At 68.8% G+C, this 16,960-nt stretch carries 17 protein-coding genes and 1 rRNA gene; 4 read left to right on the forward strand and 14 right to left on the reverse strand.

Features of this window, described 5'->3' with window-relative positions; all coding sequences use genetic code 11:
* From AB0L60_RS27345 to AB0L60_RS27360, 4 genes are all read right to left on the reverse strand, one after another.
* Positions 1-391 (reverse strand): 16S ribosomal RNA (locus AB0L60_RS27345); the annotation flags it as partial.
* Positions 392-949: 558 nt separating this feature from the next.
* On the reverse strand, positions 950-2,230 hold the full coding sequence (gene tyrS / locus AB0L60_RS27350) for a tyrosine--tRNA ligase (protein ID WP_364619211.1): 1,281 nt from the start codon (positions 2,228-2,230) through the stop codon (positions 950-952).
* Between the two features lie 173 nt (positions 2,231-2,403).
* Positions 2,404-2,829, reverse strand: a complete 426-nt coding sequence (locus AB0L60_RS27355) for a DoxX family protein (RefSeq protein WP_364619214.1) — start codon at positions 2,827-2,829, stop codon at positions 2,404-2,406.
* Between the two features lie 104 nt (positions 2,830-2,933).
* Positions 2,934-3,608 carry an FCD domain-containing protein gene (locus AB0L60_RS27360; protein ID WP_364619616.1) on the reverse strand — a complete coding sequence of 225 codons (675 nt, stop codon included), beginning with the start codon at positions 3,606-3,608 and terminating at the stop codon, positions 2,934-2,936.
* Positions 3,609-3,822: 214 nt separating this feature from the next.
* On the opposite strand from AB0L60_RS27360, the gene AB0L60_RS27365 reads away from it, so the two are divergent.
* Positions 3,823-5,430, forward strand: coding sequence for a 2-isopropylmalate synthase (locus tag AB0L60_RS27365; RefSeq protein ID WP_364619618.1), 1,608 nt, complete (start codon positions 3,823-3,825; stop codon positions 5,428-5,430).
* Between the two features lie 6 nt (positions 5,431-5,436).
* Here the strand turns inward: AB0L60_RS27365 and AB0L60_RS27370 are convergent, their stop codons facing one another.
* From AB0L60_RS27370 to AB0L60_RS27390, 5 genes are all read right to left on the reverse strand, one after another.
* Positions 5,437-6,012 carry a Clp protease N-terminal domain-containing protein gene (locus AB0L60_RS27370; protein WP_364619217.1) on the reverse strand — a complete coding sequence of 192 codons (576 nt, stop codon included), beginning with the start codon at positions 6,010-6,012 and terminating at the stop codon, positions 5,437-5,439.
* A 112-nt stretch (positions 6,013-6,124) separates the two neighbouring features.
* Positions 6,125-6,748 carry a DNA-3-methyladenine glycosylase gene (locus AB0L60_RS27375; protein WP_364619220.1) on the reverse strand — a complete coding sequence of 208 codons (624 nt, stop codon included), beginning with the start codon at positions 6,746-6,748 and terminating at the stop codon, positions 6,125-6,127.
* Positions 6,749-6,839: 91 nt separating this feature from the next.
* A complete protein-coding gene (locus tag AB0L60_RS27380) occupies positions 6,840-7,133 on the reverse strand; it encodes a DUF3761 domain-containing protein (protein WP_364619223.1) in 294 nt (97 codons plus the stop codon).
* A gap of 122 nt (positions 7,134-7,255) precedes the next feature.
* Positions 7,256-8,179 (reverse strand): RNA polymerase sigma-70 factor, encoded by a 924-nt coding sequence (locus tag AB0L60_RS27385; RefSeq protein WP_364619225.1) that lies wholly within the window; start codon positions 8,177-8,179, stop codon positions 7,256-7,258.
* Between the two features lie 120 nt (positions 8,180-8,299).
* Positions 8,300-9,487: an FAD-dependent oxidoreductase gene (locus tag AB0L60_RS27390; protein WP_364619228.1), complete on the reverse strand. Its 1,188-nt coding sequence runs from the start codon at positions 9,485-9,487 to the stop codon at positions 8,300-8,302.
* A gap of 179 nt (positions 9,488-9,666) precedes the next feature.
* Here AB0L60_RS27390 and AB0L60_RS27395 point away from each other — a divergent pair, with 179 nt between their 5' ends.
* On the forward strand, positions 9,667-10,386 hold the full coding sequence (locus tag AB0L60_RS27395) for a DsbA family oxidoreductase (protein ID WP_364619231.1): 720 nt from the start codon (positions 9,667-9,669) through the stop codon (positions 10,384-10,386).
* 6 nt (positions 10,387-10,392) lie between these two features.
* Here the strand turns inward: AB0L60_RS27395 and AB0L60_RS27400 are convergent, their stop codons facing one another.
* On the reverse strand, positions 10,393-11,601 hold the full coding sequence (locus tag AB0L60_RS27400; protein ID WP_364619233.1) for a low temperature requirement protein A: 1,209 nt from the start codon (positions 11,599-11,601) through the stop codon (positions 10,393-10,395).
* A 250-nt stretch (positions 11,602-11,851) separates the two neighbouring features.
* On the opposite strand from AB0L60_RS27400, the gene AB0L60_RS27405 reads away from it, so the two are divergent.
* Both AB0L60_RS27405 and AB0L60_RS27410 read left to right on the forward strand, forming a co-directional pair.
* Entirely contained in the window at positions 11,852-12,565 is a 714-nt protein-coding gene (locus AB0L60_RS27405) for a response regulator transcription factor (RefSeq protein WP_364619236.1), read from the forward strand.
* On the forward strand, positions 12,555-13,586 hold the full coding sequence (locus AB0L60_RS27410; protein ID WP_364619239.1) for a HAMP domain-containing sensor histidine kinase: 1,032 nt from the start codon (positions 12,555-12,557) through the stop codon (positions 13,584-13,586). Before AB0L60_RS27405 ends, AB0L60_RS27410 begins: the two co-directional genes overlap by 11 nt.
* On the opposite strand, the gene AB0L60_RS27415 is transcribed toward AB0L60_RS27410, so the two are convergent.
* The 4 genes from AB0L60_RS27415 to AB0L60_RS27430 form a co-directional block, all read right to left on the reverse strand.
* Positions 13,513-13,968 carry a hypothetical protein gene (locus tag AB0L60_RS27415; RefSeq protein WP_364619241.1) on the reverse strand — a complete coding sequence of 152 codons (456 nt, stop codon included), beginning with the start codon at positions 13,966-13,968 and terminating at the stop codon, positions 13,513-13,515. The two genes, AB0L60_RS27410 and AB0L60_RS27415, sit on opposite strands and share 74 nt — an antisense overlap.
* Positions 13,965-15,053 carry a molybdopterin-dependent oxidoreductase gene (locus AB0L60_RS27420; RefSeq protein ID WP_364619621.1) on the reverse strand — a complete coding sequence of 363 codons (1,089 nt, stop codon included), beginning with the start codon at positions 15,051-15,053 and terminating at the stop codon, positions 13,965-13,967. The genes AB0L60_RS27415 and AB0L60_RS27420 overlap by 4 nt, the downstream gene beginning before the upstream one ends.
* A gap of 455 nt (positions 15,054-15,508) precedes the next feature.
* Positions 15,509-16,198 carry a DUF2064 domain-containing protein gene (locus AB0L60_RS27425; protein ID WP_364619244.1) on the reverse strand — a complete coding sequence of 230 codons (690 nt, stop codon included), beginning with the start codon at positions 16,196-16,198 and terminating at the stop codon, positions 15,509-15,511.
* Positions 16,195-16,860, reverse strand: a complete 666-nt coding sequence (locus AB0L60_RS27430) for a glycosyltransferase family 2 protein (protein ID WP_364619247.1) — start codon at positions 16,858-16,860, stop codon at positions 16,195-16,197. The genes AB0L60_RS27425 and AB0L60_RS27430 overlap by 4 nt, the downstream gene beginning before the upstream one ends.
* Positions 16,861-16,960 lie beyond the last annotated feature (100 nt).

Consider the following 16,960-nt stretch of genomic DNA (forward strand, 5'->3'; position numbering starts at 1 on the left):
CGTCGCTGCATCAGGCTTGCGCCCATTGTGCAATATTCCCCACTGCTGCCTCCCGTAGGAGTCTGGGCCGTGTCTCAGTCCCAGTGTGGCCGGTCACCCTCTCAGGTCGGCTACCCGTCGTCGCCTTGGTGAGCCGTTACCTCACCAACAAGCTGATAGGCCGCGGGCCCATCTCGCACCAGTAAACCTTTCCAACCCAGACCATGCAGTCCAGGCTCATATCCGGTATTAGACCCAGTTTCCCAGGCTTATCCCAGAGTGCAAGGCAGATCACCCACGTGTTACTCACCCGTTCGCCGCTCGTGTACCCCGAAGGGCCTTACCGCTCGACTTGCATGTGTTAAGCACGCCGCTAGCGTTCGTCCTGAGCCAGGATCAAACTCTCCGTTGAAGACTCTCGATCAACCCCGAAGGGCGAATCAGAAGAATGTTCGCAGAGTCCGAAAACCTAGCGATAAAAACGCCAGCCGGAAATTAGCTGACTTAAATGTCCGACCCCAGCACACGGGGGGTGTGAGGCCGGAACCAAATTAAATATTTGGCACTGACATTCATCGACACACTATTGAGTTCTCAAAGAACACACGCACAAGCAATCGATCCAAAGTTGATTGGATGTCCTGCGAGGCAACTTTTCCAGCCTAGCCGCGAGCCTCCGCAGAGTCAAGGGCCAATATTTTGGCTGGTGTGTTCGTGTCCGGCGCTCCTCGTCCAACCTCGTATCCGCTTCCGATGATTTCCAGCCTCTGAGCTGGGCGTTTCGGTCCCGGTCGGTGTCCGTGTCGCTCTGACCTGGACTAAGTTACGCGGCGGATAACGCGAGGTCAAATCCGCTGGTCGCGGAGTCGTTTGCGCAGGTAAACGGGCCGCTGACCGGGGCGATCGGCGACCTGGGCCACTGGTTTGTGACCCAGGTCATTTCGATCTTGTTTCGGTATCGGCGAACCGGTCAGTCGGCCACGCGGCGTACGCCGGCGAAGTTCTTCTTGCCGCGACGCAGCACCAGCCAGCGTCCGTGCAGGTAGTCGGCGTCGGACGGGGCCCACTCCGGATCGGACACCTTCTCGTTGTTCACCGCGGCGCCGCCCTCGTTGACCGCGCGACGGGCCGCACTGCGGCCTTCGCACAGACCCGAGTCGACCAGCAGATCCACGATGGTGGAGGTTCCGGTCGCCTCGGCGACCTTGCCGTCGACCGCGGATTCGGCCAGGGCCGCCGACAGCGTCGACTCGTCGAGCTCGCGCAGATCGCCCCGGCCGAAGAGGGCCTGGCTGGCCAGCTGCACCGCATGGGTGTTCGCCTCGCCGTGCACGAGCGTGGTCATCTCGGCGGCCAGTCGCTTCTGGGCCTCACGGGCGAAGGGGCGCTCGGCGGTCGCCTTCTCGAGCTCGTCGAGTTCCTCGCGGGAGAGGAAGGTGAACCAGCGCAGGTAGCGGACCACGTCGGCGTCAGCGGTGTTCACGAAGTACTGGTACCAGGCGTAGGGGCTGGTCATCTCCGGGTCCAGCCAGAGGCTGCCGCCGCCGGTGGACTTGCCGAACTTCTTGCCGTCGGCCGAGGTCACCAGCGGGACGGTGAGGGCGTGCACGTGCTCGCCGTCGACCCGGCGGTTGAGCTCCACGCCCGCGATGATGTTGCCCCACTGGTCGGAACCGCCGACCTGCAGCGTGCAGCCGTATTCGCGGCGCAGCTGCAGGAAGTCGTTGGCCTGCAACAGCATGTAGCTGAACTCGGTGTAGGACATGCCGTCCGACTCCAGCCGGCGCTTGACGGTGTCGCGGGCCAGCATGACGTTCACCGAGAAGTGCTTACCGATGTCCCGCAGGAACGAGACCGCGCTCAGCGACCCGGTCCAGTCCATATTGTTGGCGATGATCGCCGCGTTCGGGCCGTCCAGATCCACGAAGCGCTCGAGCTGGGAGCGGATGCGGCCGGCCCATTCGGCGACGGTGTCGGTGGAGTTCATGGTGCGCTCGCCGACGTCGCGGGGGTCACCGATGAGGCCGGTCGCGCCACCGGCCAGCACGATCGGGCGGTGGCCGGCGCGCTGGAAGCGCTTGAGTGCCAGCAGGGGAACCAGGTGTCCGGCGTGCAGACTGGCCGCGGTCGGATCGAACCCGGCATAGAGGGTGATCGGGCCCTTGGCCGCGGCCGCACGCATGGCGTCCAGGTCGGTGGACTGCGCGATCAGCCCGCGCCAGGTCAGTTCATCGATGATGTCGCCGCTCACGCTCTCCATCTTTCCGCACGTCGATATCGAGGTTGCAGAGGGTTGAGCGTCGGGGCGGATCGGCACAAGCCCGGGCCGATCCGCTGATCAGCGAGTCGAACCGCCGGAGACGCCCGTAGGCCCGTCGCCGAGTGTGATCGGCGACGGGCTGCGGGTCGAGCGATTATCCGGGGTCACTTCACCAGGTTGGTGAAGGTGGAGAAGGAGGCGCGGCGCTCGTAGGCGATCCAGGCGAAGACGCCGACCAGGATGAGCGGGAAGACCGCCAGGGCCGGGGAGCCGAGGACGAAGGCCTGGGTGGCGGCGGCGCACACCATGGTGATGGACAGGCCCGCGGCGGCGGGGCCGTTCAGGCGGGCGACCAGCAGACCGATGCCGCCGGACACCTCGACCAGGCCGGTGAAGTAGCGGAACCAGTCGCCCCAGCCGATCTGGTGGAAGACGCGGACGGCGTCGGCCTGGCCCGCGAACTTCGGCAGGCCGGAGGCGACGATGAAGAACAGGCCGAGCACGATCTGCAGGGTCCACAGCACGCGGTTGCGGAGCTTGCCCGGGGTGGCGGTGATGGCGACGGTCGGGGTGGTGGCGATGGCGGTCATGTCGAATGTCCTTCCGGGGCTTGTCGGTTCGGTGTCGAACTCGCTTGCTCACTAGGACGGGGGCTGTCGCGGAAACTCATCGCCGCTCGGGAGAATTTTTTTCTCTATGACTCGAAGGCGGCTTTGAGCGCCGTCAGGTGGACGCGGCTGGCGGTCGCGGCGGCCTCGGCATCGCGGGCGCGGATGGCGTCGTAGAGGTGCTCGTGCGCGTCGTGGTCGGTGGCCGGATCGCGCATGGGACGGATGCGGAGCATGTCGATCATGGCGTGGCGCGAACGCGGGACGAAGGCATTGAAGAGCTCGAGCAGGATGTCGTTGTGGGCGGCGGCCACGACCGTGCGGTGGAAGGCGGTGTCGGCGTCGACCAATCCCTGGACGGAATCGCCGCTTTCGGCGCGGGCGGCCAGGGCGCGGAGCATGGCGCGCAGGTCGGCGGGGGTGCGGCGGCGGGCGGCCAGGGCGGCGCCCTCGGCCTCGATGGCGATGCGGGCCTCGATGACGGTGACGATGTCCGAGCGGCGCAGCACCGTGTCCCAGTCCTCGGCGATATCCAGGGCGGTGACGAAAACTCCAGCGCCCTGGCGGCTTTCGAGCACGCCCTTACCCGCGAGTTCGCGAATGGCCTCGCGGAGCGTCGAGCGGCCGACGCCGAGCTGGGCGGCGAGCGTGGTCTCGCCGGGGAGGCGATGGCCCAGCTGCCACTCCTCCGCACGAATTCGCGAGAGCAGGACCTCGGCGGCCTGGGCGGCGAGCGGATGCCTCTGTACCTGCGCCACTATTGCTCGGCCTCTCTACTTGTCTGAGGAGTGAACGCCCTCTAGTCTAGTCCACATGCTTCTGGGTGCCCTGCTTCTCCTTCACCGCCGCGGCGGGGTCTGACCGACCGGCACCCCGCTAGCGGGCTCGCTGTGCTGCGCCGGTCACCTCCTCCGACGCGAAAGCGAATCTCCCGTGAGCACTCCCCCGAGCTGGAATCGTCAGCAGCCGTCCGTCATGCCCTCGCATCGGTATCGCGATGTGTACCAACGGGTTTCGGTGCCACTGACCGAACGTTCCTGGCCCGCCAACCGGATCACGACCGCACCGCTGTGGGTGCCGGTGGATCTGCGCGATGGCAATCAGGCCCTGGCCGAGCCGATGGATCCCGACCGCAAGCGGCGGTTCTTCGAACTGCTGGTGGCCATGGGCTACAAGGAGATCGAGGTCGGCTATCCCAGCGCCTCGCAGACCGACTTCGATTTCGTGCGATTGATCGGGGCCGAGCGGCTGGCTCCCGAGGACGTCACCATCGTCGTCTTCACCCCCGCGCGCCGGGATCTGATCGAGCGGACCGTGGAATCGGTGCACGGCATTCCCAACGATGTAGTCATCCACATGTACACCGCCACCGCGCCGACCTGGCGGAATGTGGTGCTGGGCAAGACCCGTGACGAGCTGGCCGAGCTGATCACGGCCGGCGGGCGCGAGGTGCTGGAACTGGCCGGGGACATGCCGAATGTCCGGTTCCAGTTCTCGCCCGAGGTGTTCATGCTGACCGAACCGGATTTCGTGCTGGAGGTCTGCGACCGCATGACGACCCTGTGGGACGCCACGCCCGAGCGGCCGGTGACGCTGAACCTGCCCGCGACGGTCGAGGTGGCGACGCCGAATGTGTACGCCGATCAGATCGAGTACATGCACCGGAACCTGGCGCGCCGCGACAGCGTGATCCTGTCGGTGCATCCGCACAATGACCGCGGCACCGGGATCGCATGCGCGGAGTTGGCGGTGCTGGCCGGGGCGCAGCGGGTCGAGGGGTGCGTGTTCGGCAACGGGGAGCGCACGGGCAATGTGGATCTGGCGACGCTGGCGTTGAATCTGCATGCGCAGGGCGTGGATCCGATGATCGACTTCTCCGATATCGACCAGGTGCGGCGGACCGTCGAGTACTGCACGCGGCTGCCGGTGCACGAACGCCATCCCTACGCCGGTGATCTGGTGTACACGGCCTATTCGGGGACGCATCAGGACGCGATCAAGAAGGGGTTCACCGAGCATCGCGAGCGGGCGGCCCGGCTGGGGCAGCCCGAACGTGAAATCGCCTGGGAGGTACCGTATCTGCCCATCGATCCGGCCGACGTCGGCCGGTCCTACGACGCGGTGATCCGGGTCAATTCGCAGTCCGGCAAGGGCGGGATCGCGTACCTGCTGGAGACCGAATACGGCCTGGAGTTGCCGCGCCGCCTGCAGATCGACTTCGCCCGCCACGTGCAGCGCCACACCGACCGGACCGGGACCGAGGTGTCGGCGCGGACGTTGTGGGAGCTGTTCACCGCGACCTACGCGGGGAGCCCGGCCGATTCGGGCATCCCCGCCGACGCGACGGCCGAGGACGCCATCGGTCTGCTGGGCCGGCGTGGGTTCTCGGTCGAGGTGTTGTCGGTGGCGCATCAGAGCGTGGACCGCGCCGGAGTCGATCCGGCCGTCGCCTACCTGGAGTACCGGACGGACGGCAGCGTGGCCTGGGCCTTCGGCACCGGTGAAACCTCCGCCCGCGCCACGGTTTCCGCAGTGCTGGCGGCCGGGGAGCGAGCCGCCCGGGCGGTGCCGCTGAACGTGTAGCGCGAGCTACCCGATGATGTCGCCGAGGACGGTCCCAGTGCCGGGACCGTCCAGGCGACGCTCGAGTTCGGCCACTCGGTGTTCGAGTTCGGTGATGCGCTGGCGGAGTGCGGCTTCGGCCGAGGGCACGCCGGTCGGGCCGGGGCTCGCGGCCATGCGAGCGTCGATCCGGTCACGGAGGTCGTCGGTCGTGGCGCCCTCGCTGATGAGGACCTGCGAGGCCACGCCGGAGCCCTCGGCGACCAGGGCCAGCAGCAGGTGTTCGGGGCCGATGTAGTTGTGCTGCAGGCGCATTGCCTCGCGCAGCGACATCTCCAGCACCTTCTTCGAGCGGGGTGTGAAGGGAATGTGCCCGGCGGGGACACCGTTCTCCTGCACGCCGACCGCCTGGTTCACCCGTTCGCGGAGGCCGGAGAGGTCCAGGCCCACGTCCGCGAGGGCCTGCCCCGCGATCGGATCGCCGCCGTGCAGGAGGCCGAGCAGCAGGTGTTCGGTTCCTATCCAGTCGTGCCCGAGCAGACGGGCCTCCTCCTGGGCCAGCACGATGGCGCGGCGGGCAGTGTCGGTGAACCGTTCGAACATGGGCTATTCCACCTAGGGTGAGCGGTCGATTCATCCACCGTAGTCCTCCGGTCCGCCCGCCGATACGGACTCCGGTGCGCCGCGTACCGCCCGGCGCGCGGACCGATCCGGACTAGGCGGAACGATCCAGCTTGGGAGCGCGCGGGCTGCGGCGGTAGGTCGACACCGCCGGGGAATCCGGCAGCCACAGGCGCCACGGACGGTCGGCGGCCAGGCTCACTCCGACCCGGGGACCGGCGGATACGGCAGCGGGATCGGTGATCTCGGGGCCGAGCTCCAAGCGAATCGGCGCGTCCGGGTCGAAGAGGTGAGTTCCGTAGTCGTCCAGGCGAATTCCGAGGGCGCTGCCGACATTGCCGGGGCCACGGGCCAGGTCGGCGTCGGATTTGGCAGCGACGCGGCGGGTGCGGGCGAGATCGTGGCCCGCGATGATCTCCCCGGCCCGGACGAGGACCGCGCTGGCGACGCCGTCGGGACCGCTGGTGACGTTCACGCAGGTGTGCATGCCGTAGCTGAAGTAGACGTACAGCACACCGGGCGGGCCGAACATGACCGCGTTGCGCGGGGTGCGGCCGCGGCCGGAGTGGGCGGCCGGGTCGGGCCAGGGGCCGGCGGGGTCGCTCCCATAGGCCTCGGCCTCGACGATGCGCAGGCCCACCGGACCGGACCAGAGCGTGCTGCCGAGCAGGCGCCGCGCGGCGCACAGTGGTTCGACGGCAAGCTCTTCGGCACTCACGCCGACCTATTGTTCCGCACGGCCGTCCCGCCCGGAGTGCCGGGACGGCCGTGCGGGGCCGGTTACCGCGTGGCCGGAGCCGAAGCGGTGATCAGAGCCAGGTTGCGACGCCACCGTGGTGCGAGCAGGTGCCGCTGCGGTGCTGGCTGAAGCTGTAGGTGCCGTCCTTGCAGCGGGCGGTAGCCCCGTCCGGGACGGTGGGAGACTGCTCCGGGCGCGGCACGCAGGCGCCGCTCACGTTCTCGTATTCGCTGGCAGCGCAGGCGGTGTGGAGCACCGGCGCGGCGACCGCGGGACCGGCGAGCGCGCTGCTCGCACCGATGAAGACCGCGGTGGCCCAGGGCAGAATGTGTCGCGCCGCATGGCGCTTGGTATAGCCGATCACTACGAAACCCCTTGCAGAATGGCGGTGTCGAAACGGGAGCGGATGCCCCCGACGAGCGCCGAATCGTACGGGACCGCTATCGCCGCGCCACCGGATTCCTGTCGACCGACCGATTCGGCGACCTATTCACTGCCACCCTGTTGCTGAATACCGGCCAGTTTGTCCGGATTCACCTGGAAGCGAATGTTTTCGATGTGACCATCGCGAATGTCGTAGGTCAGAGCACCCACACGGTAGTCACCGATCATGGCCAGCACGCCGAGTTCGCCATTGATGTAGGCGGATTCGAGGCGGATGCCCGCGCTGATCGGTTTGGCCATGGCGCCGAGCATCCAGCGAGCCACATGGTCGGGACCGTAGAGCGGGCGGCGGGCGGCGGTGACCTTGCCGCCACCGTCGTTCCACAGCGTCACGTCGGGGGCCAGTAGTTCCATGAGCGCGTTGACATCTCCGCCCTGGGCCGCGGCCATGAACTTCTCGGTGATCTCCGAGCGGATCGAGACATCGGTGTCGAAGCGCGGGCGGCGCGAGTGCACATGGGAGCGGGCTCGGTGCGAGATCTGGCGGACGGTGGCCTCGGGGCGGTCCAGGAAACCGGCGATCTCGGCATGCGAATAGCCGAAGACCTCGCGCAGCACGAAGACCGCGCGCTCGACCGGGCTCAGGGTTTCGAGGACGACCAGCATGGCGGTCGACACGGTGTCGGCCATCTCGGTCTCCTCTGCGGCGTCGGCCGTGCTGGTGAGCAGGGGTTCGGGCAGCCACGGCCCGACATAGGTCTCGCGGGTGGCGCGCGCCGAGGTGAGGCGGTTGAGCGCCAGATTGGTGACCGTGCGGACCAGATAGGACTTGGGGTGGGTGACCGTGTCCCGGTCCACCTCGTGCCATTTGATCCAGGCGTCCTGCAGGACGTCCTCGGCGTCGGTGACAGTGCCGAGCATCTGGTACGCGGTGCCGAACAGCAGCCGGCGGTGTGCCACGAAGGGATCGATCGAATCGTCCTGCCGGGCAGCGGGTACGGGCTGGTCGGGCGTGTGATCCTGCATGGGACTCATACCTACCGGGTCTTGCGAAATGAATCCATCGGCGGGCCGGGATATCGCATCGATATCCCGGCTACCTGGGCTGACGCGAACCGGAGAGACATTCGGGTCGTTTCGATGATCTCAGCATGCGATCGCGCGGGTGGCGCGGCCGCCGTTGGCGAACTGCACCTGCATGTTCATGTGCTTGCTCATCTTGTACACCGGCACCGGGCTACCGCTGACCTGCTCCTTGTAGGCGACGGCGGCGCGGCCCTTCAGGTACCAGCGGCGCGGGGTGTCGTCGGCCTCGGTGAACTGGATGACCGCGTCCTTGCGGCCCAGGCTCACCGGCTGGTGGATGTAGCCGAAACGGAAGGGCTTCACGGTCTTTCCGCGCAGTCGGCGGGCCAGGCTGTCGGCGGCGTATGCGGCGGTGGGCATGCCGCTCTGGCAGGTGCCGTGCAGGACGCCGAAGGGCATGCGCACCGCGGCGGCGTCGCCGATGGGCAGGATCTCCGGGTGCGAGACCGAGCGCAGGGTGGTGTCGGTGACGATCAATCCGCGCTCGTCCACGGCGATTCCGGCCTGGGCGGCCAGCGGCGACACCTTCACGCCCGCGGTCCACAGGGTCAGGTCCGAGGCGATCAGGTCGCCGGTGGTCAGGCGCACGGCATCGGGCAGCACCTTGGCGACCTGTACACCGACCTTGCGGACGATACCGAGCCGGTCCAGGGCGCGGTTGAGGTGCGCGCGGGCCTTGTCGCCCATCATGTGTCCGGGTTGCTGAGCGCTGATCAGAGTGACGGTCAGGCCCGGGTGCGATTCGGCGATCTCGGTGGCCGCCTCGATACCGGTCAGCCCGCCGCCGACCACGGTGACAGTGCCTGCGGCAGCGGCGATTTCGGTGAGCCGGTGCGAGAAGCGCCGGGCCTGGCGCGGATCGTTGAGGGTCCAGGCGTGGTGGTCGGCTCCGGGCACGGTCGAGGTGTCGGTGGTACTGCCGAGGGCGTAGATCAGGGTGTCGTAGGGCAGGTCGGTGGCGTCGTCGAGGGTGACGACGCGGGCGTCGGCGTCGATGGCGACGGCGGCCGCGCGGTGGAAGACCACGCCCGAACCGGCCAGCAGCTCGGGGATGCGGTGGTCGGCCAGTTCCTGCCCGGCGGCGATCTGGTGCATGCGCAGCCGCTCGGTGAAGCGCTCCGAGGGGTTCACCAGTGTGATGTGGGCATCCAGCTTGCGGGTGCGGCGGGCCAGGCGGATGGCGGCCAGCATGCCGGTGTAGCCGGCGCCGAGGACGACGATTCGGTGAGTGTTGGTGGTGGCGTTCATGGTCGGCTCCGTGGGGCTCGTTCCTGCTGGGTCGGGCATGAGACAGGACAGCCCCGCGGAACGTGACAATCCGCCATTGTGAGCTGGGTCACAGCGGAACATTCGGGCCCGGCCGCCGGTTGGCAGAGGGGTGGCCGGACCCTCCGGCCTGCGGAAACAGCGTCGGAGTGTGAGGTGTGATGGCCGTACAGGTCGAGATCTGGACCGATATCAACTGCCCGTTCTGTTATCTGGGCAAGCGGCGTTTCGAGGAGGCGCTGGAGGCGTTCCCGCATCGGGATGCCGTGTCGGTGGTGCACCGGTCCTTCGAGCTGGACCCGACGCTGCCCCGGGATCACAGCGACGCGGTGGTGCCGCACATCGCGGAGAAGTACGGCATCAGCGAGGCGCAGGCCGCCGCCAATGAGCGCGGCATCGGGGCGCAGGCCGAGGCGGTCGGGCTGCCCTATCTGACCTCGGGACGGGACTTCGGGAACAGCTTCGACATGCATCGGCTGCTGCACTTCGCGCTCGAGCAGGGCAAGCAGGAGCAGTTGCTGGATGCCTTGTACGCGGCCAACTTCGCCGAGGAGGAGCCGCTTTTCGGAGATAGCGAACGACTGGTTCGGGTCGCGGTGTCGGCCGGATTCGACGAGGCCGCCGTCCGCGAGGTGCTCGCGGACCCCGAGGCCTACGCCGACGCGGTGCGTGCAGACGAGGCCGAGGCCGCCCGGCTGGGCGCGCGTGGCGTGCCGTTCTTCGTGCTCGACCGCAAGTACGGGGTGTCGGGCGCGCAGCCGTCGGAGGTGTTCGCGCAGGCACTGGAACGGGCCTGGAGCGATCACGCGCCGGAGGTCGAGATCGTCGCGGACGGCGAGGCCTGCGGTCCCGACGGTTGCGCGCTGCCGCAACGGGATTGAGCGCGGCTAGCGATCGCCGTCGCGAATGATCCGGTGCCCGAAGCCTGAGATGTCCTGCAGGTACGCGCTGCGCTCCCCGGATCGGACTCGGAGCAGGTCGTCGGCGATCACGAAGCCGTAGGCGACCAGCATCAGGACCACGAGCTGTCCCCAGGCCACCCAGGCGATGCCGATCGGCGCGGTGGCCAGGACGGCGATCGCGGCGATGAATCGCAGACCCGGGCGGGGAATGCCCAGAGCCAGCCGGAACAGGCACTGGCCCAGCAGGAACAGGGCCACGCCGCCCGAAAGCGCCAGTGCCGCGGCCTTACTCGCGGGCTGATTGCCGTGCCCGATGGTCATGGAGATGCCGGCCGCGGTCAGGATGATGCCGAGCACCAGCACGAACAGTGAATAGCCGTAGGCGAGTACCGCGGTGCGGATCTGCGCCGGGCCCCGCAGTGCCCGCAGCCGGTGCTCGCCGCGCTCGTCGTCGAAGCCGAAATAGGCCCACCACAGCACATATCCGAGGGTGAGGCCGAGGCCGGCGGTCGCGACCAGGCCGACGGTGAGGTCCATACCGGTCAGGTTCGCGCCGATGGCCACCACCGATTCGCCCAGCGCGATGATCACGACCAGACCGTGGCGTTCGCAGAAATGGCTGGGGCGGATGACGAATCCCTCGGTGCGGGCCAGGTACGGCGAGACCACCTGCACCGCGACCGCGATCATCCACAGCACCGCGCGCACCCAGCCCTCGGCGATGCCGCCCGCCAGCACCAGCACCGCGGACACGGCATTGAGCGGCGCGAGACGCAGGATCGCGGAGCTCGCCCCCCGGCTGCCCGACCTCGCGAACATGACGCTGTGCACCGTGTTGATCGCGAAGTACCCGAGTCCGAAGGCCAGCCCGGAACCCTGGAACGCACTCGGAATCGCGAGGGCGATGACGAAGAAGCCGAACATGCCGATGAGCAGGAATGTGCGGCGCGACGAATTGCTCGGGGCGACCTCATTGGTGAGGAAGACGTACCCGCTGTACATCCACCAGATGATTGCGAACATGAGCGCCACGTGTCCCAGCTCGGACCAGCCGGGATGGTGGGTGAAGGCGTGGGTGAGCTGGGTGATGGTGAAGACGAAGACGAGGTCGAAGAACAGTTCCAGGGTCGAGGCCCGGACCTGTCCGCCTTCCGCTTCGACCTCGCCGGCCGGGCCGGACATGTCGCTGGTCACGTCCAGAGCGTAGAGCCGCCCGGCGCTCCCGCGCTCGGTGCGCTCAGCACCGCGCGGGCCAGGCGATCGGCCGCCCCGATACCGTGACCGCGGCGACCACGTGGAGCTCGGCGGGTGCGGGGTCCATGGTTCGACGGTAGGTCCGCAGGGTCGTTGGAGCCGGTCACCGGTGGTGACGAAACTGTGACGGCGACTTCGGAAATGGCTCGGACCAGGTGATTCGCGGTTCGACGCCGCCTAGGGTGGGGAGATGCGGATTCTGGTGGCGGATGACGATCCCGTGGTGCGCGAGGTGGTGCGGCGGTATCTGGAGCGGGACGGGCTCGAGGTGGTCGAGACCGCGGACGGGGCTGCGACCGCAGCCGTGCTGGCCCGGAACGAGATCGATCTGGCGGTGCTGGATGTGATGATGCCGCCGCCGGACGGGATCGATCTGACGCGGGCCGTGCGGGCGGGGGCGCATCCGGAGACGCCGATCATTCTGCTGACCGCGCTCGGCGAGGAGGACGATCGGGTGGTCGGGTTGCAGGCGGGGGCGGACGACTACGTGACCAAGCCGTTCAGTCCGCGCGAGCTGGCGCTACGGGTGGCCTCGGTGCTGCGGCGGACGCATCCACAGCCGGTGGCCGACGAGGTGCTGCGCGGGGACGGGGTGGAGTTGAACCGGGCGGCGCGGACCGTGGTGGCCGGTGGAACGCCGGTCGAATTGACCGCGCGCGAATTCGATCTGCTGGCCTTCCTGCTGGCGCATCAACGACGCGTTTTCAGCCGGCAGGAGTTGCTCGCCGAGGTGTGGGGCTGGAACTTCGGCGACCTGTCCACGGTCACCGTGCACGTGAAGCGGTTGCGCGCCAAACTGGGCGCCGCACATCGGATCGAGACGGTGTGGGGTCGCGGATATGCCTGGGGCCGTGCCGATCTCGGTACCGATCCCGGAACCGAGGAGGGGCCCGGTGCCGACTGATACACCCGGGCTGATCGGGTACGCGCTGGCGGGAACGCTGCCTGTGGTGGTGATCGGCGCACTGCTGCTGCGCTACACCCGCAATCGCGCGATGACCACGAGCATGGCCGTGCTGGTGCTGATTCCGACGCTGGCCACGCTGTGCGGGGTGGTGGCGGTGAGCGGGCTCATGTTCGGGGCCGAATTCGAGCGCACGGCAGTGGTATTGGCCGTCGTCACCGCTGTCACGGTGCCCGCGGCGATTCTGCTCGGCCGCGAGCAGGCCCGCGCCACGGTGTGGGAGCGCGAGATGCTGGAGCAGGAGCGCGCGGCGGAACGGTCGCGGCGCGAGCTGGTGGCCTGGGTCAGCCACGATCTGCGCACCCCGCTGGCGGGGATTCGCGCCATGGGCGAGGCGCTGCAGGACGGGGTGGTGTCGCGTCCCGAGGATGTGCAGCGGTACGCGGACCAGATCGTGCGCGAGACGAATCGGCTCTCCGCGATGGTGGACGACCTGTTCGAGATGTCGAAGATCAATTCGGGGGCGCTGCGGCTGCGGATGGAGCCGGTCGATCTGCGCGAGCTCATCGACGAGGTGCTGGCGGCCAACCGGCCGACGGCCGAACGCGCCCGGATCACCCTGGCCGCAACGCAACCCGAGGACAAGATCGTGGTGGCGGGCAGCGATCGGGCGCTGGGCCGGGTGCTGACCAACCTGGTCGCCAATGCCATCGCGCACACCCCGCCCGGCGGGCGCATCGACATCTCGGCGGGCGCCGACGCCGGGCACGCTTGGACCCGGGTCGACGATACCGGGCCCGGCATCTCCGAGGCCGATCTGCCGCGCATCTTCGAGGTCGCGTACCGCGGCAGCTCCGCCCGCTCCCCCGGGGCGGCCGAACTCGGCAGCAGCAGCGGCATGGGATTGGCGATTGCCGCCGGGCTGGTGGCGGCGCACCACGGAGATATCACCGCGCAGAATCGTTCCGACGGTGCGCGATTCGAGGTCCGGCTGCCACTGCTGACCACCGCCGGGCGGTGAACAGCAGGTAGGCGGCCACCCCCGCCCAGACCACGGCGAGCGCGACCAGCAGGCCGACCGTGTAGTCACGGTCGAGGATGGTGGCGTTGCCGGGGACCGCGCCCTCACGGCCGAACATCGGGACGGCGATGAGGATCAGGGCCAGGCTGATGAACGCGCCCACGGCGTAGGCGGGCCACCAGCGGGCGGGGAGCACGAGGCGGCCGAGCGCGCCCGCGAGGGCCGCGGCCGGGCCGAAGACCAGGTTCTCGGCGAGGATGACGCCGATGAACCAGGTCGCGACCGAGCGCAGGTCCGGGGTGCTCATCTTCAACAGCAGTTCGACGCCGTACGCGGCCAGGCCGATGCCCAGGGCGCCCAGCAGGATTCGGGTGGTCGTCATGACAGTTCCTCGATCGACTTCAGCCATTTGGTCTGCAGGACACCCGGGCGGCTGGGTGCGATGAGGCGGCAGGGGTAGCCGTGGTCGAGGGCCAGGTCTTCGCCATTGAGGCGCAGGGCGATCAGCGTGGCGGCATCCACCACGTGCGTGCGGGGCAGGACGGACGAACCGTAGATGCCGGTCGTCTCCAGGGACACGAAACGTACGTCGCCGCCCCCGTATTCGCCCACCCGGGCCAGCAGGTCGCGCAGGCGGACCCCGGACCAGTGGCCCTGCGCGCTCCAGCCCTCGACGCAGGCGATGGGCAGCGCGCTGTCGGTCTGCGGCAGGGCCTCCAGGTCGGCGCGGGAGAAATCGTGTTCGCAGCCACCGACTTTCACCGTCAGTTCGTACTGGGGTGAGCGGGCAGTCTCGGTGACTCCAGCGGCCGTGGCGGTCCGGTTGATCGGAACACCCTGCGGGCCTGCGCCACTGCGTGGCGCGAGCAGGGAGACCCAGCGCAGGAACGGGATCGACTGCCCCACCACCGCCAGGCCCGCCACGACCGTGCCGAGCCCGGCCGCGGCGAGTACCGCGCGCCGCGAAACACCGGGCTGCGCGCGTTCCGCTTCCCCGGTCTGGTCGGCATCCGGGACAGGATTGTCGATCGGCCGCGAAAGCGCCTGCCGCACAACTGGAAGCTTGACCGCCAGATGCACCAGGACCGCACCGAAGGCCACGTACGCCATGGCGTGATGTGTGGTGGTGAAGAAGAATTTCCACGGGTAGAACTGCGCGGTATTGAACAGCCCGGTCACGATCTCGAACAGCACCGCGCCGATCAGCACTGCCACCGACAGCCGCTCCAGCGCGTCCGGAAGTCCCCGGCGCAGCGACGGTTTGATGAAGAACCGCGGATACACCGACCAGAACTTGACCAGCAGCAGGGGGATCATCATGACCCCGACCGTCACATGCGCGCCCTGCGTGAGCCGGTACAGCCACACCGGATGCGCGGGCCACCAGAACCAGTCCGGCGGATGCTGGATCAGGTGGCTGATCAGGCCGGTCACGAACAGGATGGTGATGCCGACGCCGAGGGCCATGCCCGTCCGCGCGGCCACGGCCGTGGAGCGGGCAGGACTCAGCCGATCGGAAAGCGCGACCGGCAGCAACAGTTGGAGCGGCCCGGCCTCCTCGACCCGGCCGACCCCCTCGACCGGGTCACGATGAGCTGCCCCACCGGACTGGGCCGTACCACCGGGTTGAGCTGCCCCACCGGACTGGGCTGCCCTACCGGACTGAGCTGCCCCACCAGACTGGGCCGTCCCACCAGGTTGAGCTGCCCCACCGGACTGAGCTGCCCCGCCAAACTGGCCTACCCCGGCGGGTTGAGCTGTCCCGCCGGGCTGAGCTCTCCCGCTCGACTGGACTTTTCCGCCGGGTTGGATTGGCCCGCCGGGCGGTGCGGGAATATCGGGTGGTGCGGTGGGTTCTGACATGGCGTCCGCGGCGGGGCCGGTTCGGGCGGCCGCCGCGGGCTCCTTTCCAAGCTCGAATCTCAGAGTGGGGCGGGGGTTTTCGATGTCACCAGGTCGGCAACGGCGCATTTGAAGCGGCCGCGGGACACGGCCGCTACGGAGACGGCATCGGCGTAGGTGTCCACATCGGTGAGGGTGGGGAGGGAGTGCACCCGGAATCCGCTGTGGCGCAGGGCTGTTGCGGTCAGCTCGCCGGTGCGGGGGGTCGACATGGGGACGTCGGTGAGCAGGTGCGCCGGGCGCGGCTCGGGGAGACCGAGGGCCCACCAGCCGCCGTCCGCCGCGGGGCCGAGGACCGTGTCGCCGGTGGCCACCAGGCGCGCGGCCGAGCGGTGCAGCAGGTCGGCGTCGACCTGCGGGGTGTCCATGCCGATCTGCAGCACCGGGACACCGAACTCGGCGGCATCGACGTGGGCGTTGGCGAGGCGTTCGCCGAAGCTGTCGCCGCGCTGCGGCACCACGGTCACCTCGCGCAGGGCGGCGGCCAGTTCGACCGAACGCTCGGCGCGGTCGAGGTCGCCGGTCCAGGCGACGACGCTGTGCCGGATGCCGCTCTCGCGCACCGCGTCCAGCGTGTCGAGCAGGGCGCAGGCCGCCAGGTAGGCGGCGTCGACCGGCGAGAACGGCGGTGTGAGGCGGGTTTTGGCGAATCCGGGGATGGGCGATTTGGCCACCACGAGCATGGTGGCGGGGACATCGGTCGGGTTCATCGCACGCTCCAGAAGTCTCGGGCGGCACGCACGGTGCCGAGCCAGGAACCGGAGACCTTGGACTCGCCGTGAGTCCGCGGCCGATAGGTGATGTCGCGCTCCAGCACCAGCCAGCCCGCGCGGGCCGCACCGGTGAGCAGGGCGAGTGGGTAGCCGGAGCGGGCGTGCAGGTGGCCGAGCGCCTGCAGGCGGTCGCGGCGGGCCACCCGCATGGCGGCGATATCGTGCACCGGCAGTCCGTAGCGGCGTCGCAGCCGGAAGGCGAAGGCCCAGTTGCCGATTCGCGCATGCAGGGGTTGCACGCCGGGTACCGCCGCGCGGCGGCGACCGACCACCATGTCGATGCCCGGCCCGAATTCGGCCACCAGCCGCGGAAGTTCTCCAGGGTCGAGGGAGCCGTCGCCGTCCAGGACGGCGACCAGTTCGGTGCGGGCGGCGTCGACGCCGGCGTGCACGGCGCTGCCGTAGCCGGGGGTCGATTCGGTCACCACGGTCGCTCCGGCGGCACGCGCGACCTCGGCGGTGCCATCGGTGGAGCCGTTGTCCACCACGATCACCCGGTAGCCCACCGGAATTGCTGACAGTACGCCGGGAAGCGCTTCCGCTTCGTCCCGGCAGGGGATCACCACCGTGACCCCGGGTACGGAGTCCAACTCGGTCATGGCCTCGACCGTACGGGCAATCGAGGTCTTCCGACCCCGGGACACGCATGACGAAAGTATGACAAGAGCAGGAGAAATGGCGATCCGGACAGTTCCGGCG

Origin of the sequence: Nocardia sp. NPDC051981 (assembly GCF_040680715.1) — a bacterium.
Taxonomy (GTDB): domain Bacteria; phylum Actinomycetota; class Actinomycetes; order Mycobacteriales; family Mycobacteriaceae; genus Nocardia.

Bases quoted from the DNA above. Each gene is read 5' to 3' on its own strand.
- AB0L60_RS27355 (WP_364619214.1), bottom strand. From the start codon at position 2,829: ATGACCGCCATCGCCACCACCCCGACCGTCGCCATCACCGCCACCCCG.
- AB0L60_RS27365 (WP_364619618.1), top strand. From the start codon at position 3,823: ATGCCCTCGCATCGGTATCGCGATGTGTACCAACGGGTTTCGGTGCCA.
- AB0L60_RS27370 (WP_364619217.1), bottom strand. From the start codon at position 6,012: ATGTTCGAACGGTTCACCGACACTGCCCGCCGCGCCATCGTGCTGGCC.
- AB0L60_RS27385 (WP_364619225.1), bottom strand. From the start codon at position 8,179: ATGCAGGATCACACGCCCGACCAGCCCGTACCCGCTGCCCGGCAGGAC.
- AB0L60_RS27390 (WP_364619228.1), bottom strand. From the start codon at position 9,487: ATGAACGCCACCACCAACACTCACCGAATCGTCGTCCTCGGCGCCGGC.
- AB0L60_RS27395 (WP_364619231.1), top strand. From the start codon at position 9,667: ATGGCCGTACAGGTCGAGATCTGGACCGATATCAACTGCCCGTTCTGT.
- AB0L60_RS27405 (WP_364619236.1), top strand. From the start codon at position 11,852: ATGCGGATTCTGGTGGCGGATGACGATCCCGTGGTGCGCGAGGTGGTG.
- AB0L60_RS27415 (WP_364619241.1), bottom strand. From the start codon at position 13,968: ATGACGACCACCCGAATCCTGCTGGGCGCCCTGGGCATCGGCCTGGCC.
- AB0L60_RS27420 (WP_364619621.1), bottom strand. From the start codon at position 15,053: ATGGCCCTCGGCGTCGGCATCACCATCCTGTTCGTGACCGGCCTGATC.
- AB0L60_RS27425 (WP_364619244.1), bottom strand. From the start codon at position 16,198: ATGAACCCGACCGATGTCCCCGCCACCATGCTCGTGGTGGCCAAATCG.
- AB0L60_RS27430 (WP_364619247.1), bottom strand. From the start codon at position 16,860: ATGACCGAGTTGGACTCCGTACCCGGGGTCACGGTGGTGATCCCCTGC.